Here is a 14408-nt window from a genome sequence, read left to right on the forward strand (position 1 = left end):
CGGTCTTTTCGCCATTGAGAATCCAGTTTGAGTTGCGGCGGCGCCTTTGGTAAGGTTGCGTTGCCTGTAGATTTCAGGCATCGCCAGACGAAGCCAAGTCTCCCTCCGAGGGCATTCAGTGTCCTGGTGCAGCAGATGCGGCTTCTACGGCAAACCCCTGGAGGCAATACCTTGCCTCCTCGCCATGTGGACCTTCATCTCCGCATCGCGACCGATGGCAAAGACCGTTGTGTCAGCCGTCAAGCCCGGCAGGCAGGCCTTGAGGCCCTGTCTGCCGGGCTTTCTTGTTTGTGGCGTGGCGTGCTTTTGGGCTCTTGGCCCTTATATATAGATAATGGGGGCTGTTCCCTAGAGCGGCGGCACCCTTGCAGGGCCGCAGCATGTCAGCCCGTCTGGCAAAGCCTTGTGCCAGATCACCCCTCAGGGCTTGGCACACCGCCATGCTGCGGCCTGTTTGCCAAACCCGGTGAAAATAGCCGCTTTGTTGCCCTGGCGCGCGTGCAGCGCAGTTGCCGGGGCAGGCCTTCAGGCAGTGCGCCCGGGGCCGCCTTTGTTATCCATTGGATCCATGTTTCCATTTTTTTCCCGCAGCAAAATGTCCGACGCACCTGAAGTGAATCCGGCCCCGGCCAAAACCCATGAGCCGCATCCGCTTGATGCGCTGACCGGTGGCGCTTTTTCTGCCGCTACCTCAGGCGAGCGCGCCTCCCGCATTCGTGACTGGCTGGCTACCCAGCCAGACCACGAGCAGTTGCAGGAGGTTTTCAAAGAGTTGAGCGGGCGTGACAAGGGCGCCGCGCGCGCGGTGCGTGAGCGCCTCGATGAAATCCGCCGCGCCAAGGGCCAGGAGGTCATTGCCGCCGAGTGGGCTGAAAAAGCGCAGGTGCTGCTTGCAGCCCCTAAGCTCAACATTGCCGATGCCCTGGCATGGCAGCGTGATGCCGCCAAGGCGGGCGCACCGCTGTCCCGCGAGCCCTTGTCTGTGCTCAAGGTACAGGTCGCGGATCGCGTGAAGGTGATCGAGGATCTGCAGCACCGCGTTCAGGTGCAGCGTGAGGCGGCTGTGCTGCTGGCCCAGCGCATCGAAGTGCTTTCCACCAAGTCCTGGCGTGACGCTCAGGCGGCGCTGGAGCTGTTGCGTGCCGATGTGGCCCGCTGGCAAGAACAGGCGCAGGAATTGACTGGCGATGCCAGCTGGGCCAGTGTGGAGGCACGTTTCCCCCCCTTGCTCGATGCGTCGCGCACCCAGCTGCTGGTGGTGTGGGAGGCATTCCAGCCCGCTTTGGCCCAGGCTGTGGCGGCCGCCGAAGATGTCAATGCACCGCTGCCGCCAGTGCCCGTCTGGGCGGATGAGCTGCGTACCGCGCGCGGCCTGCCCACGGAGGCTGCTGCTGCCGCTGCGGCCGCCAAGCCTGCGCGTGTTGCCAAGCCCAAAGTCGCGCCGGAAGTGATTGAAAAGGCTGCGCATAGTGTGCGGGAGGCCTTGGCGGTCCTCGAAAAGGAAACTGCCGAGGGTCATGGGAAGGCCAGTGCCGGGGCTGCAGCCGCGCTGCGCGCCGTGCTCAAGGTGCATGGCAAACACATCGATAGCGCCCTGGAGCAGCAGGTGCATACGGCCCTGGTGGCGGCTGGTGAGCTGGAAGGCTGGCAACGCTGGAGCGCAGACCAGGTGCGCGAAGACCTGGTGGCCAAGGCTGAGGCCTTGCTCAACCGCCCTGAGGGCCAGGCCCTGGGCGGCCGCAAGATGCAGGAAACCCTGCGCAACCTGCGCGAGCAGTGGAAACAGGCAGACCAGGGCGGGGCTCCCAACCACAGCCTGTGGAAGAAATTCGACGAAGCCTGCAACGCTGCGCACAAGGTGGTGGAGGCGTGGCTTGACAAGATCCGCACCGAAGCCGCTGAGCACAAAGCCCAACGCCTGGCGCTGATCGAAGAGGTCAAGGCGTGGGCGCAGGAACATGCCAACTCTGGCGACTGGAAAGCCATCAACCGTGCCCTCCACCAGTTTGGTGATCGCTGGCGCGAAGGCGGCCATGTGGGCGAGAAGCTGTTTGCGGAACTGCAACCCCTTTGGAAGCAGGCGATTTCCATGGCAGCTGCTCCCCTGGAAGCTGCTCAGAAGGAAAGCCTGGCCCGCCGTCATGCAATGATTGATGAGGCCATGGCCCTTGGTGCGGCCCCCACTTTGCGCATCGATGCGGTCAAGGCGCTGCAGCAGCGCTGGCAGGCTGAGGCGCAAACCGTGCCCTTGGACCGCAAGCACGAGCAGAAGCTGTGGGATGCGTTTCGCAAACCCATCGATGAAGCCTTCAACCGCAAGTCGGCAGACCGCGAGCGCGCGGTGACCGAATTGAGCGCACGTGATCGCGTGGTGCTGGAGGCTTCGAAGGCCCTGGAGGCTGCCAATGCCAGCGGTGATGCGCAGCAGATTCGCGCGGCCATGCAGGCGCTGGAAGCTGCACTGCGCGGTCAGGCCCAGGCGGCAGAAGCTGTGGCCACGGCGCAAAAGGATGCTCAGGCGCATTCAGAGGCGCAGGCAGGCGCTCTCCCGGTTGCTACCGAGGGTGGCGCCGGTGAATCTGCCGAAACCCCCGATGGTGGTGAAGTTGCCGAGGTTGCCACTCCAGCGCCCGCAGCACCTAAGCCTGCTGCCCGGCCTGTGGTGGCAGTGCGCGGTGACGACCGCCCCGGCATGAAGAAGGATGCGCCTGCGGCCCCTGGCCGTGGTGCGCGTCCAGGCGACCGCCGCGATGGTCGTCCGGGTGATCGCGATGGCGCCCGTGGCCCGCGTGGCGATGGTCGCATGGGCGACCGTGCTGACCGTGGCGGCCGTTTTGGCGAGCGCCCAGCGTTCGAGGACCGCGGCCCCCGCCTGGGTGACACCGCGTTCCGCGCCCAGCGCGAAGCCATGGAGCATGCCCAGCTGGCCTTGAAGAAGCTGGCGGCTCAGGCCCACGGCGAGGCGCTGACCCAGTTGTTGACGGCCTGGGAGAAGCGCGATGCAGCGCTGGTGCCAGGCACGCAAGATCTGGGTTCGGGTGTGACGGCATCGGTGCGCAGCGCCTGGACGCAAGCGCTGACTGCTGCCCCCAAGGGTGATGCGGCAGAAGCGCTGCTGCGCCTGGAGATGGCGGCTGAGGCGCCCACTCCGGCGGAGCACATCGCTGCCCGTCGCATGCTGCAGTTGCAGCTGCTGACGCGCCGCAATGATCCTGCGCCTGCACAGACCTGGGGGCAGGATGTGGCGCGCGTGCTGGCCAGCTCCAGCGATGCAGGCAGCGCACGCCGTTTGCAGAATGTGCTGAAAACACTGCTGCGCAAGTGATGTGATGTGACGGGTGGGCATGTGCACTGCGGTGTGTGTGCCCACAGCGCTTACCGCAACACGCAAGACGAGATCGCTGGTGGTCTCGTTTTTCTTTGGCGGCCAGAAAACAAAAAAGCCGTTGCAACTGCAACGGCTTTTAATGTGTTTGGTGCCCAGGAGAGGACTCGAACCTCCACGATGTTACTCGCTAGTACCTGAAACTAGTGCGTCTACCAATTCCGCCACCTGGGCTTTCAGATCAGCCTCGAATTATAGGATAAGAAACTCGGGCTTCTGGAGAGTTTTCAAAAAAATGTGCCGTCGGTTCAAAATTCTTTGGCCGCAACAGAAGGTGCAAAACGTATCGGCAAATAAAAAAGCCGCTGTGTGTACAGCGGCTTCGATATTTTGAAAACCATCGCTGGTTCTCGTTAAACTTGGTGCCCAGGAGAGGACTCGAACCTCCACGATGTTACTCGCTAGTACCTGAAACTAGTGCGTCTACCAATTCCGCCACCTGGGCATTTCAGGAAAGTCTAAGATTGTATATCAAAAAAACCACCCCCGGCACGCAGTCCACGCATTTGTCGGACGAGATTGAAGGCAGCGTGCAAGGGCACCGTGATGGACACGGTTTTGTCATCCGTGACGATGGCGAAGGCGACATCTATATCCCCCCGAACGAAATGCGCGCAGTCTTGCACAAGGACCGTGTGCGCGTGCGCATCGTCCGCCAGGACCGCCGTGGCCGCCCCGAAGGGCGTGTCGTTGAAATCATTGAGCGTCCGCCCCAGCCCATCATCGGCCGACTGCTGCAGGAAAGCGGCGTGTGGCTCGTGGCCCCCGAAGACAAGCGCTACGGTCAGGATGTACTGATCCCCAAAGGCGCCACGGGCGCCGCGAAGCCCGGGCAGGTCGTGGTGGTTGAGCTGACAGAACCTCCAGCCTTGTTCGGCCAGCCTGTGGGGCGTATCACCGAAGTGCTCGGTGAAGTGGACGATCCTGGCATGGAGATCGAGATCGCGGTGCGCAAGTACGGCGTGCCACACGAGTTCTCGGCAGAGTGTCTCGCCCAGGCCAAGGAGCTGCCCGACAAGGTGCGCGCACAAGACAAGAAGCGCCGCGTGGACCTGACCGACGTGCCCCTGGTCACCATCGACGGCGAAGATGCGCGCGACTTCGACGATGCCGTGTACTGCGAGCCCGCCAAAGTCGGCCGCAGCAAGGGCTGGCGCCTGCTGGTGGCGATTGCCGACGTGAGCCACTATGTGGAGACGGGCAGTGCCATCGACATCGATGCCTACGACCGCGCCACCAGCGTGTACTTCCCGCGCCGCGTGATCCCCATGCTGCCCGAGAAGCTCAGCAATGGGCTCTGCTCGCTCAACCCCGAGGTAGAGCGCCTGTGCATGGTCTGCGACATGCTGGTCACCGCCAAGGGCGAGGTGCATGCCTACCAGTTCTACCCGGCCGTAATGTTCAGCCATGCGCGTTTCACGTACACCGAAGTGGCGGCCATCCTGGCCAACACGCGCGGCCCCGAGGCCAGCAAGCGCAAGGACCGCGTCAAGGACCTGCTCAACCTGCACGACGTGTACCGCGCGCTGCTCATCGCGCGTCAGGCGCGCGGCGCGGTGGACTTCGAGACCACCGAAACACAGATCGTCTGCGACGAAAACGGCCGCATTGAAAAGATCGTGCCGCGCACCCGCAACGATGCACACAAACTCATCGAAGAGGCCATGCTGGCCGCCAACGTGTGCAGCGCCGACTTCATCGCCCAGGGCGGACAGCCCGGCCTGTTCCGTGTGCACGAAGGCCCCACGCCCGAGAAGCAGGAGATCCTGCGCAACTACCTCAAGGCCATGGCCGTGGGCATGACGATTGGCGACGACCCGAAACCCGGTGACTTCCAGGCCATCGCCACGGCAACCAAGGACCGGCCCGACGCTCAGCAGATCCACACCATGCTGCTGCGCTCCATGCAGCAGGCCATCTACACGCCCGTCAACAGTGGTCACTTTGGCCTGGCGTTCGATGCCTACACGCATTTCACCAGCCCGATCCGGCGCTACCCCGACCTGCTGGTGCACCGGGTCATCAAGGCCATTCTGAGCAAGACGAAGTACGCGCTGCCGTCCTTGCCCACACCCGGCGAAGCCCATGCCAAGCTGGCCAAGCGGTTGGCGGCCCGCGTGGCGGCGCCCGGCACCAAGCCCCGCAAGGATGTGGCACCCCCGAGCCGCGACACCCAGGCCTGGGAGGCCGCAGGCCTGCACTGCAGTGCCAACGAGCGCCGTGCCGACGAGGCCAGCCGCGATGTGGAAGCCTGGCTCAAGTGCAAGTACATGCGCGAGCACCTGGGCGAGGAATACAGCGGCGTGGTCAGCGCAGCAACGAGCTTCGGCATCTTCGTCACGCTGGACGCGATGTATGTCGAAGGCCTGGTACACATCACCGAGCTCGGCGGCGAGTACTTCAAGTTCGACGAGGCGCGCCAGGAGCTGCGTGGTGAGCGCACAGGCATCCGCTACGCCATCGGCGCGCGGGTCCGGGTGCAGGTCAGCCGTGTGGACTTGGACGGACGCAAGATCGACTTCCGCCTGGTGCGAGAGGGCGAAGAGTTGCTGGGCCGCGCGTTGAAAGACAAGGGCCTGGGCACAGAAGGCGCTGGTGGCGCCCGCAAGGCGGGTGGCCGGTCCGGTGGACGCAAGTCCGACAAGGGCCCAACCCCATCTGCCACGGAGCAAGCGGGCCTTTCGCGTGAGCGGGCTGCGCGTTCACCGATCCAGTCTCTGAAAGCATCTGTCAAGAAGGCGGTTGCGGGAAAATCCAGCAAGAGCAAGGCGCGCAAGCCCCGCCGGGGCTGACACAAGCGGGTACGGCGTACAAAATCACGCTCAAGCTATTGCTCACTAATTAATAGCTGCTAACGATTTATGGATAAGCGCTAGCAGCTATTTTTATTGGATTTTCGGCGTGGTCTCGCGCGGGGTCGTGGCCACAACGCCCAAGAAGCGGGCGTACCGCTGCGCCGTCTCTTTGGGCGCCTCCATCATGGGCAGGTGGCCAATGCCGGGCAGTGCTTCGGCATGGGCGTGGGGCAACAGCTTCTGCAAAGTCTGCAGTCCAGAGTGGTCGAACACGCGGTCGCTCTCGCCCCACAGGGCGAGGATGGGGTGGTGCTGCAACGTGCTCAGTCGTTGCTCCAGCAGGTAGCGGTCTTTGAGCTGTGCGTCCCACAGGCGCGTGTTGGAGGTGGCGTTGCGCAGCGCTTCTTGCTCAGACGCATGCAGGATGGGGTAGGGCAAAAAGGGGCGCTTTTCAAACACCAGATCCATCATGGCGCCGAATGCTGCGGCATCGTGGGCTACCAGCGGGCGTTGTCCGGTGTCGATGAGGCGGTCCATGGTGCTGGGCTGGGGCGAGCGAATGCCGTGGGGTGCGCCGATGAACGCCACGCTGGCCACGCGCTCGGGATGCTGCAAAGCAAAGAGAGCGGCGATGGTGCCGCCCATTGAGTTGCCCGCCAGATGCACTTTCGCAAGGCCGAGCGCGTCCAGAAACGCGGCCAGCCGCGCGACGTGGGCGGCGTAGTCGTAGGGCTGGTCGTCCCGCCGCGTGCTCTCGCCAAAACCCGGGATATCAGGGGCAATCACCCGGTACTGGCCGGTGAGCGGTCGCGCAAAATCCACCCAATGGTCTTTCTCCGCAAAAATGCCGTGCAGCAGAACGATGGGTGTGCCACTGCCGTGGCCCGGCGCGGGGTTTGGGTGCGTGCCGTTGTCCAGGTAGTGGATGGTGTGCATGGCCGCCTCGGCGGTTTTTTCTTCCAGGCCGGACAGATGGCGATTGGCGCTGATCAGAGGCTCTTTGAACAGCGAAGGTGCCCCGTAATAGAGGCCGACCGTGCCCAGTACCAGTGCCGTTGCGACAGAAATAGCGATGCGTTTCAAGACGCGTTCTCCAAGGGTATGGTTGCGTGCATGCCAGGGACTGCTGCTTCAAGCGTCAACACACGCTCGGCCCCTGGCGGGAGAGGCAAGGCTACGGAGAACGCGGTAAAAAAACTTGTAGGTTTGGGCTATGCCAGCAAGCAACACACTGACCCTGGGCACTGACCGGGCGCTCTACGTCGGAGAGATCCCGGCCACGGGCTGGCACTGCCATGCGTCGCCGGTGCTGCTGATGGGGCTCTCGGGGCGGTTTACGGTGCACTGGGGGGCAGGGCGTGTGGAGACCTGCCACAGCGCGCTGGTGGACGCGGGCGTGGAGCACCTGTTCGACCCTTGCGGCGAGACGGTTGCCCTGGTGTACCTGGAGCCCGATTCGCGCGAAGCACGGAGGTTGCGCGGTCTGTTCCAGCAAGAGGGTGGCGTGGTGCTGGATGTCGCAGTTTCCGTGGGGGCGCGCAGTGCCATGGAGGGCTATCTAAATCACTTCGACCTGCCCGCCTTGCTGCGTTGCCCGCTCGATAACGAGGTGGCGCCGCTGGACCCACGCGTGGCGCGCAGCCTGCATGTGCTGCGCCATCCGCAGGCGGGGCGGGTGGCACGGGGTGACCTGGCCTCGGGCGTCCAGCTTTCGGCATCGCGTTTCAACCACCTGTTTCGCGCCGAGATGGGCGTGAGCTTGCGCAGCTACCGCGTCTGGTCCCAGGTGCGGCTGGCGATGGCGGGGCTGGCGGTCAGCCCGCGCCTGACCGACGCGGCGCTACATGGCGAGTTTTCTGATTCGGCCCACTTCAGCCGCATGTTCCGGCAGACCTTTGGCATGACACCGTCGAGCGTGCTCAAGCCGCTCAAGACGGTGACCTTGCTGGCTTGAGGCTCAGCTTCCGCCCACGCGCCGCGCCAGCACACTGGCCGTCAGCGCCTGGCGCGCTGGCCAATCATCAGCCGCCTGGCCATGCTGGTACACCGCTTCACTCGCAGCGCGCAAGGCGCTCGCGCCGGCGGCCAGGTGGGCGCCCACCATGCCTGCCAGCACATCGCCCGTACCCGCCGTGGCCAGGCGCGCATTGCCCGTGGGGTTGATGGCCGGGACGCGGTCGGGTGCGGCAACCACGGTGCCCGAGCCCTTGAGCACCGCCACGCAGTTGAACTGGTCTGCCAGCTGCTGCGCGGCCCCAAGCCGGTTGGCTTGGACTTCGGCGGTGGTCAGGCCCAGCAGGCGCGCAGCCTCCAGCGGGTGCGGCGTGAGCACCGTGGGTTGCCCGTGCTGGCCGCGCGCCACCACCAGCGCGTGCAAAGCGGCCTGGGTGGCGATGGTGTTGAGCGCATCGGCGTCCAGAACCAGCCGGGCTGCGCGGGTGATGACCTCGGGCAGAACGCGTGCGATGGCCTGCCCGCCGCCACAGCCGCAGACCACGGTGAGCTGTTCCAGTGCCAGTGCGTCAAAGCGGCGGAACATCAACTCCGGCTGCTGTGGGTCGAGTTGCTGCTGGCCGTTGTCAAGCAGGGCCACCAGCACACGGCCCGCGCCGCTGTGCAGAGCGGCCGAAGCGGCCAGCAGTGCGGCGCCCGCCATGCCCATACCCCGCGCCGCCAGTCCTTCGCCGCCCACCACAGCCACGTCGCCATAGCTGCCTTTGTGGCTGGCATGGGCGCGGGGGGCGGGCAGGGCGGGGCCGGAAAGCCAGGCGTTGGGCGGCTCGTGCCCGGGTTCTACGCCCAGATCATCCAGCCAGACCTGGCCTGCTGCGTCCCGCCCGGCGGCGGTGAACAGGCCGGGCTTGAGAGTGAGCAGACTCAGTGTGTGGCGTGGCGGGGGCGCTTGGTGGTGCAGGTGGTAGTGCTGGTGGGTTGGGGTGTCGGGCGCAAGGCCTGCCGCAAATTGGCCGGTGTCTGCGTCCAGCCCGCTGGGCAGGTCCACGGCCAGCACGGGGGCCGGGCTGCGGTGCAGGGCTTGCAGACAGGCCTGGAGCCTTGCGTCGGGCGGGCGTGCGGGGCTGTGGGGTGAAGAAGAGACGCCAATGCCCAGCAGCGCATCAATGCACAGGTCGTTGGCCCCCAGATCGCCGGGTGCGGTGTCTGCCCAGACCACGCCCGCATCCCGCGCCCGCTGCCACGAGGCCCTGGCATCGGCTGGGGCCGTATCGGGCTGGCCCAGCCAGGTCACCACCACCTTGCGGCCACTGCGCTGCAGGTGCATGGCAGCCTCAAACCCGTCACCCCCGTTGTTCCCGGGCCCGCAGGCAATCCACACGGTGCGTGCGTGGGGGGCCAGCGCCTGGGCCAATTGCGCCACGGCCAGGCCGGCGCGTTGCATGAGGGTGTGCGGGGGCAGGGCGACCGCCGCCGCATTTTCCAGGCGGCGGGTGGCGGCTGTGTTGAACAGGGGATAAGGCTGGTGGGCGGTGATGCGGTGCATGGGCTGCAGGGGGCAAGGGCTGCTGCCAGTGGCAGCGCGCCTGCCATTGTGCGCCGACACCCCGTGGGGGCAAAGCGCAGGCTCCTAGAACCGACGCATGCCCAGCCCGTCCAGCGACACCTCGGGCTCGCGCTGCGCGATCAGGTCGGCCAGCGCCCGGGCGCTGCCGCAGGCCAGAGCCCAGCCACTTGCGCCGTGGCCGGTGTTGATCCACAAGCCCGGCACGCCGCTGGCGCCCACCACCGGTGCTCCGTCGGGCAGCATGGTGCGGGCGCCGCGCCAGATCTGCAGGTTGGATGACAGCTGCGCGCCGCCGGGGAACCAGTCGTTCAGCGTGCGGTACAGGCGCTGCAGTGTGGGGGTGTGGTGCTCGGCATCGGCCCCGGCCAGTTCAGCGCCACCGGCAATGCGCACACGCTGGCCCAGGCGGGTGATGGATATCTGCTGACCCGCATCCACCACGCTGGAGCGCGGGGCGTGGGTGGATTCGCGCAGCGGGGCACTGACGGAGTAGCCATACACGGCCGCCATGGGCAGGTCCAGGCCCAGCGCGGGCAGCAGCGTGGCTGATGCCATGCCCGCGCACAGCACCACGGCATCAAATCGACGCAGGTCCGCTTCGCCTTGCAGCACCACGCCGGTGGGGCTGCTGCCCAGTCGGTCCACGCGGGTGTTGAACACAAACTGCACGCCACCGCCCTGAATACCTTGGCGCAGCAGCTGGGCAAACAGGCGGCAGTTGCCCGCGCGCGCGTCGGGCAAGTGGATGGCGCCTGCCAGCGGCGCCTCGGGCGACAGGCCGGGCTCTATCTGGCGGGCCACATCGGCGTCGATCTCGCGCAAGGTCACGCCGCTGTCGCGCAGCACCTGCAGTGCGGGCTGCAGGCGCGTGCGGTCTTCCTCAGTGCGCAGCAGCACCAGGCGGCCATCGCTGGCTTCGAAATCCAGCTCGTGCTGGCTGGCGATGGATTGCAGGCGCGTCTGGCTGTACTGCGCCAGGCGCTCGACGGCTGTAGCCGGGGCGCTGTGGCTGCGGGCCATGCTGCGCCAGCGGCGCAACCAGGCCCAGTTGGCGAGGGTCAGGCCGCCTGCCATCCGCAGGGTGGCCTGTGCCCCCATCAGTCGCAGCGGCTGGCCAAAGCCCGGCACTGCCCAGGGGCTCAGCAGGTAGGGTGCGAGCAGTCCTGCAGTGGCAAAGCTGGCTTCCTCGGCGGCTGCGCTGCGTTGTTCGAACACCGTGACTTCGTGGCCGTCGCTGGCCAGCTCGTATGCGGTGGTGACGCCGATGATGCCGGCGCCCACGATAGCAATCTTCATGAATATGGGTGTTTTTGGCTTCTAGCGCTTGTTGTTAAAGCGCGAGTAGCTATTATTTTTGTAGTATTTGTTCGATCTGTAGGCTCACGTTGAGCACCGTGTCGTCCCTGAGCGCTCCGTGCCAGACCATCAGCCCGACCGGGAGTTCCCCTGGTACATGGCAAGGCAGCGACAGCGCACAGCCATCCAGCAGATTGACCACGCTGGTGTTGCGCAGCAGCAGGTTGTTGACGCGGAAGAACTCGGCGTCGCGGGCGGCGTCCTGGACTTTGTCCAGTCCATCGGCCGGTGCGACATCGGCAATGAGCGGTGCCACGATGGGAACGGTGGGGGACAGCAGGGCGTCATAGCGCTCCATGTCGGAGAGCATGCGTGCAATCCATTGCTGGCGCGCCTGCACGAGGTCGATGTATTCCCAGGCCATCAGCGTGGCGCCTTTTTCAATGCGCATGCGCACCCGGGGGTCGTAGCGGTCGCCTGCGCGCTGCAGCAGCTCGCGGTGCCAGGCGTAGGCTTCGGGGGCGGCAAAACCATAGGCGGGCTGTTCCAGCACGGCGGGCAGGTCGATGGGGTCGATCTGGGCGCCCGCCTGGCGCAAGGCTTCCACGCTGCGCTCAAAGGCGCGCGCCACGGTGGCATCCAGCCCGTCGAGGAAGAGGGTGGACGGCACCGCCAGCCGGTACTGCGACAGCGGCGCCAGGCTGCGCGTCACGCGCCGGGCGGCCAACACCTCGTGCGCCACGATGGCGTCGCGCACGGTGCGCGTCATGGCGCAGGCAGTGTCCAGGGTGGTGGACAGCGGCACGGCGCCAGCGGTAGGCACCAGCCGGGCGGTGTTCTTGAAGCCCACGATGCCGTTGAGCGCCGCAGGAATGCGGATGGAGCCGCCGGTGTCCGATCCCAATCCAATGAACGCGGCGCCAGTGGCGACCGACACCCCGGCGCCGGACGAAGACCCGCCGGGCACCCGGGGTGCGCCGGGCACGGCGCCAAAACGGGCGTCCCAGGCCGCAGGCGTGCCGTAGTGGGGGTTGACGCCCACGCCCGAGAAAGCGAACTCCACCATGTTGGTGCGGCCAATCAGGCTGGCACCCGCTGCGCGCAGTCGGGCCACGGCCGGGCAGTCTTGAGCTGCTGCGGGAGCCCCCGCCAGCGCGGTGGAGCCCGCCGGGGTGGGTTGGCCGGCCACGTCAAACAGGTCCTTCACCGACACCGACAGCCCGGCCAGAGGCAACTGGGCCACGCCCGGCTGCACCGCTGTGGTGCGAGCCTCGTCGAACAGGGTTCGCACAAAGCTGTGGGTGTTGGAGGTGGCCTGGGCGGCGTCGATGCAGCCTTCCAGCTCGGCGGGCGCGGTAGTGGCGCCGTCCCGCAGTTGCTCACGGGTGGCGATCAGGTCAGGGAGCATGGGTGTGCTAGAATCTTTGGGTTTTGCTGGGAGCAGTAGCGCAGTGGTGCAAGGTTTGCACAACCAGCGTGGCCGCTGCGGCAAGACCAATCGCAAAGCAGCCCTGTCAAGGTGTTGCGGTGTTCGTGAAGATCACGGCACTGCAAATATTGGGGCTGATTTTAGACCTAACCTTTGGAGTATTTTTATGTCCGTTACCATGCGCGAAATGCTGGAAGCCGGTGTCCACTTCGGTCACCAAACCCGCTTCTGGAACCCCAAGATGGCCCCCTACATCTTCGGCCATCGCAACAAGATTCACATCATCAACCTGGAAAAGTCGCTGCCACTGTTCCAGGAAGCCCAAAAGTTCGCCAAGCAACTGGCTGCCAACCGCGGCACGATCCTGATGGTTGGCACGAAGCGCCAAGCCCGTGAAATCCTGGCCACCGAAGCGCAACGCGCTGGCGTGCCTTTCGTGGACCAGCGCTGGCTGGGCGGCATGCTGACGAACTTCAAGACCGTGAAGACCTCGATCAAGCGCCTCAAGGACATGAAGGCCCAGCAAGAAGCTGGCCTCGACAGCCTGAGCAAGAAGGAGCAACTGACGTTCTCCCGCGAAATCGAGAAGCTCGAAAAGGATATCGGCGGCATTCAGGATATGGCTGCTCTGCCCGATGCCATCTTCATCATCGACGTGGGCTTCCACAAGATCGCCGTTGCCGAAGCCAAGAAGCTGGGCATCCCGCTGATCGGTGTGGTCGATACCAACCACTCGCCTGAAGGCATCGACTACGTGATCCCTGGCAACGACGACTCGGCCAAGGCTGTGACGCTGTACGCCCGTGGCATCGCTGACGCGATCATCGAAGGCCGTGCCAACGCCGTGAATGAAGTCGTGAAGGCTGCTACTGCAGAGAGCACCGACGAATTCGTGGAAGTGCAAGAAGCCGCTGCCTGATAGCCCGGCTGCGCGATCCGTCGCGAACAAAAGCGGGGCCCCTGGTGAGCCCCCTTTTTTTTAGCCCGAATCTGAACTGACTGAACTGAACACTGAAGGAACAAAGATGGCTGCAATTACCGCAAGCATGGTTGCTGAACTGCGTGGCAAGACCGACGCTCCGATGATGGAATGCAAGAAGGCGCTGACGGAAGCCGACGGCGACATGGCCAAGGCTGAAGAGCTGCTGCGCGTCAAGCTGGGCACCAAGGCTGGCAAGGCTGCATCGCGTATCACGGCTGAAGGCGTGGTCGCCAGCTACATCGACGGCACCACCGGTGCCTTGGTGGAAGTCAACAGCGAAACCGACTTCGTCTCCAAGAACGACAGCTTCATCGCCATGGCCAACGCTGCTGCCAAGCTGGTGGCTGAACACAACCCCGCCACCGTCGAAGCCTTGGGCGCGCTGCCCTATAGCCAAGACAGCTTCGGCCCCACGCTGGAAGACGTGCGCAAGGGCCTGATCGGCAAGATCGGCGAGAACATGTCCTTCCGCCGCTTCAAGCGCTTCAGCGGCTCCAACCTGGCCGCCTACCTGCACGGTTCGCGCATCGGCGTGGTGGTGGAGTTCGAAGGCGACGCTGCAGCAGCCAAGGACGTGGCCATGCACGTGGCCGCCATGAAGCCCGTGGCCCTGACCAGCGCCGACGTGCCTGCCGACCTGATCGCCAAGGAGCGCTCGGTCGCCGAAGGCAAGGCCGACGAAGCCAACAAGGAGCTCGTGGCTGCAGGCAAGCCTGCACAAAGCGCTGAAATCACGGCCAAGCGCATCGACGGCGCGGTGCAGAAGTACCTCAAGGAAGTCTCGCTGGCCGACCAGGTCTTCGTGAAGGCTGCCGACGGCAAGCAAACCGTGGCCCAGATGCTCAAGGCTGCCAACACCAACGTCAAGGGTTTCACGCTGTACGTGGTGGGCGAAGGCATCGAGAAGAAGGTGGACGACTTTGCTGCCGAAGTGGCTGCCCAGGTGGCTGCTGCCAAGGCTGCTGCCTGATCGTTCCCTGTAACCACCCCACCAAAGCCTC

General features: G+C 65.2%; 9 protein-coding genes and 2 tRNA genes. 5 read left to right on the forward strand and 6 right to left on the reverse strand.

What is annotated here, in order from left to right:
• Positions 1-568 precede the first annotated feature (568 nt).
• Complete coding sequence (locus ACQ4MJ_RS05085; RefSeq protein ID WP_431149663.1) at positions 569-3325, forward strand: DUF349 domain-containing protein; 2757 nt, start codon at positions 569-571, stop codon at positions 3323-3325.
• Positions 3326-3474: 149 nt separating this feature from the next.
• Here the strand turns inward: ACQ4MJ_RS05085 and ACQ4MJ_RS05090 are convergent.
• Positions 3475-3559 (reverse strand) — tRNA-Leu (locus ACQ4MJ_RS05090).
• 186 nt (positions 3560-3745) lie between these two features.
• Positions 3746-3830: transfer RNA gene (locus tag ACQ4MJ_RS05095), tRNA-Leu, on the reverse strand.
• A 19-nt stretch (positions 3831-3849) separates the two neighbouring features.
• Between ACQ4MJ_RS05095 and rnr the strand changes: the two genes are divergently transcribed.
• Positions 3850-6177 carry a ribonuclease R gene (rnr, locus tag ACQ4MJ_RS05100; RefSeq protein WP_055394778.1) on the forward strand — a complete coding sequence of 776 codons (2328 nt, stop codon included), beginning with the start codon at positions 3850-3852 and terminating at the stop codon, positions 6175-6177.
• Positions 6178-6270: 93 nt separating this feature from the next.
• On the opposite strand, the gene ACQ4MJ_RS05105 is transcribed toward rnr, so the two are convergent.
• Positions 6271-7263 (reverse strand): alpha/beta fold hydrolase, encoded by a 993-nt coding sequence (locus ACQ4MJ_RS05105; RefSeq protein ID WP_431149662.1) that lies wholly within the window; start codon positions 7261-7263, stop codon positions 6271-6273.
• 130 nt (positions 7264-7393) lie between these two features.
• Between ACQ4MJ_RS05105 and ACQ4MJ_RS05110 the strand changes: the two genes are divergently transcribed.
• Positions 7394-8134, forward strand: coding sequence for a helix-turn-helix domain-containing protein (locus tag ACQ4MJ_RS05110; protein ID WP_431149661.1), 741 nt, complete (start codon positions 7394-7396; stop codon positions 8132-8134).
• 3 nt (positions 8135-8137) lie between these two features.
• Here the strand turns inward: ACQ4MJ_RS05110 and ACQ4MJ_RS05115 are convergent, their stop codons facing one another.
• The 3 genes from ACQ4MJ_RS05115 to ACQ4MJ_RS05125 form a co-directional block, all read right to left on the reverse strand.
• On the reverse strand, positions 8138-9679 hold the full coding sequence (locus tag ACQ4MJ_RS05115; protein ID WP_431149659.1) for an NAD(P)H-hydrate dehydratase: 1542 nt from the start codon (positions 9677-9679) through the stop codon (positions 8138-8140).
• Positions 9680-9763: 84 nt separating this feature from the next.
• Positions 9764-10996: an FAD-dependent oxidoreductase gene (locus tag ACQ4MJ_RS05120; RefSeq protein WP_431149658.1), complete on the reverse strand. Its 1233-nt coding sequence runs from the start codon at positions 10994-10996 to the stop codon at positions 9764-9766.
• A 52-nt stretch (positions 10997-11048) separates the two neighbouring features.
• Positions 11049-12404, reverse strand: coding sequence for an amidase (locus tag ACQ4MJ_RS05125; protein WP_431149657.1), 1356 nt, complete (start codon positions 12402-12404; stop codon positions 11049-11051).
• 187 nt (positions 12405-12591) lie between these two features.
• On the opposite strand from ACQ4MJ_RS05125, the gene rpsB reads away from it, so the two are divergent.
• A complete protein-coding gene (gene rpsB, locus ACQ4MJ_RS05130; RefSeq protein WP_055398248.1) occupies positions 12592-13344 on the forward strand; it encodes a 30S ribosomal protein S2 in 753 nt (250 codons plus the stop codon).
• A 106-nt stretch (positions 13345-13450) separates the two neighbouring features.
• Positions 13451-14377 (forward strand): translation elongation factor Ts, encoded by a 927-nt coding sequence (tsf, locus tag ACQ4MJ_RS05135; protein ID WP_121505962.1) that lies wholly within the window; start codon positions 13451-13453, stop codon positions 14375-14377.
• The last annotated feature ends 31 nt before the right edge of the window (positions 14378-14408 follow it).

It is taken from the genome of Acidovorax facilis (assembly GCF_050626955.1).
GTDB lineage: Bacteria > Pseudomonadota > Gammaproteobacteria > Burkholderiales > Burkholderiaceae_C > Acidovorax > Acidovorax facilis.

Coding starts and splice junctions, on each gene's coding strand:
- ACQ4MJ_RS05085 (WP_431149663.1), top strand. CDS start 569: ATGTTTCCATTTTTTTCCCGCAGCAAAATGTCCGACGCACCTGAAGTG.
- ACQ4MJ_RS05110 (WP_431149661.1), top strand. CDS start 7,394: ATGCCAGCAAGCAACACACTGACCCTGGGCACTGACCGGGCGCTCTAC.
- ACQ4MJ_RS05115 (WP_431149659.1), bottom strand. CDS start 9,679: ATGCACCGCATCACCGCCCACCAGCCTTATCCCCTGTTCAACACAGCC.
- ACQ4MJ_RS05120 (WP_431149658.1), bottom strand. CDS start 10,996: ATGAAGATTGCTATCGTGGGCGCCGGCATCATCGGCGTCACCACCGCA.
- ACQ4MJ_RS05125 (WP_431149657.1), bottom strand. CDS start 12,404: ATGCTCCCTGACCTGATCGCCACCCGTGAGCAACTGCGGGACGGCGCC.
- rpsB (WP_055398248.1), top strand. CDS start 12,592: ATGTCCGTTACCATGCGCGAAATGCTGGAAGCCGGTGTCCACTTCGGT.
- tsf (WP_121505962.1), top strand. CDS start 13,451: ATGGCTGCAATTACCGCAAGCATGGTTGCTGAACTGCGTGGCAAGACC.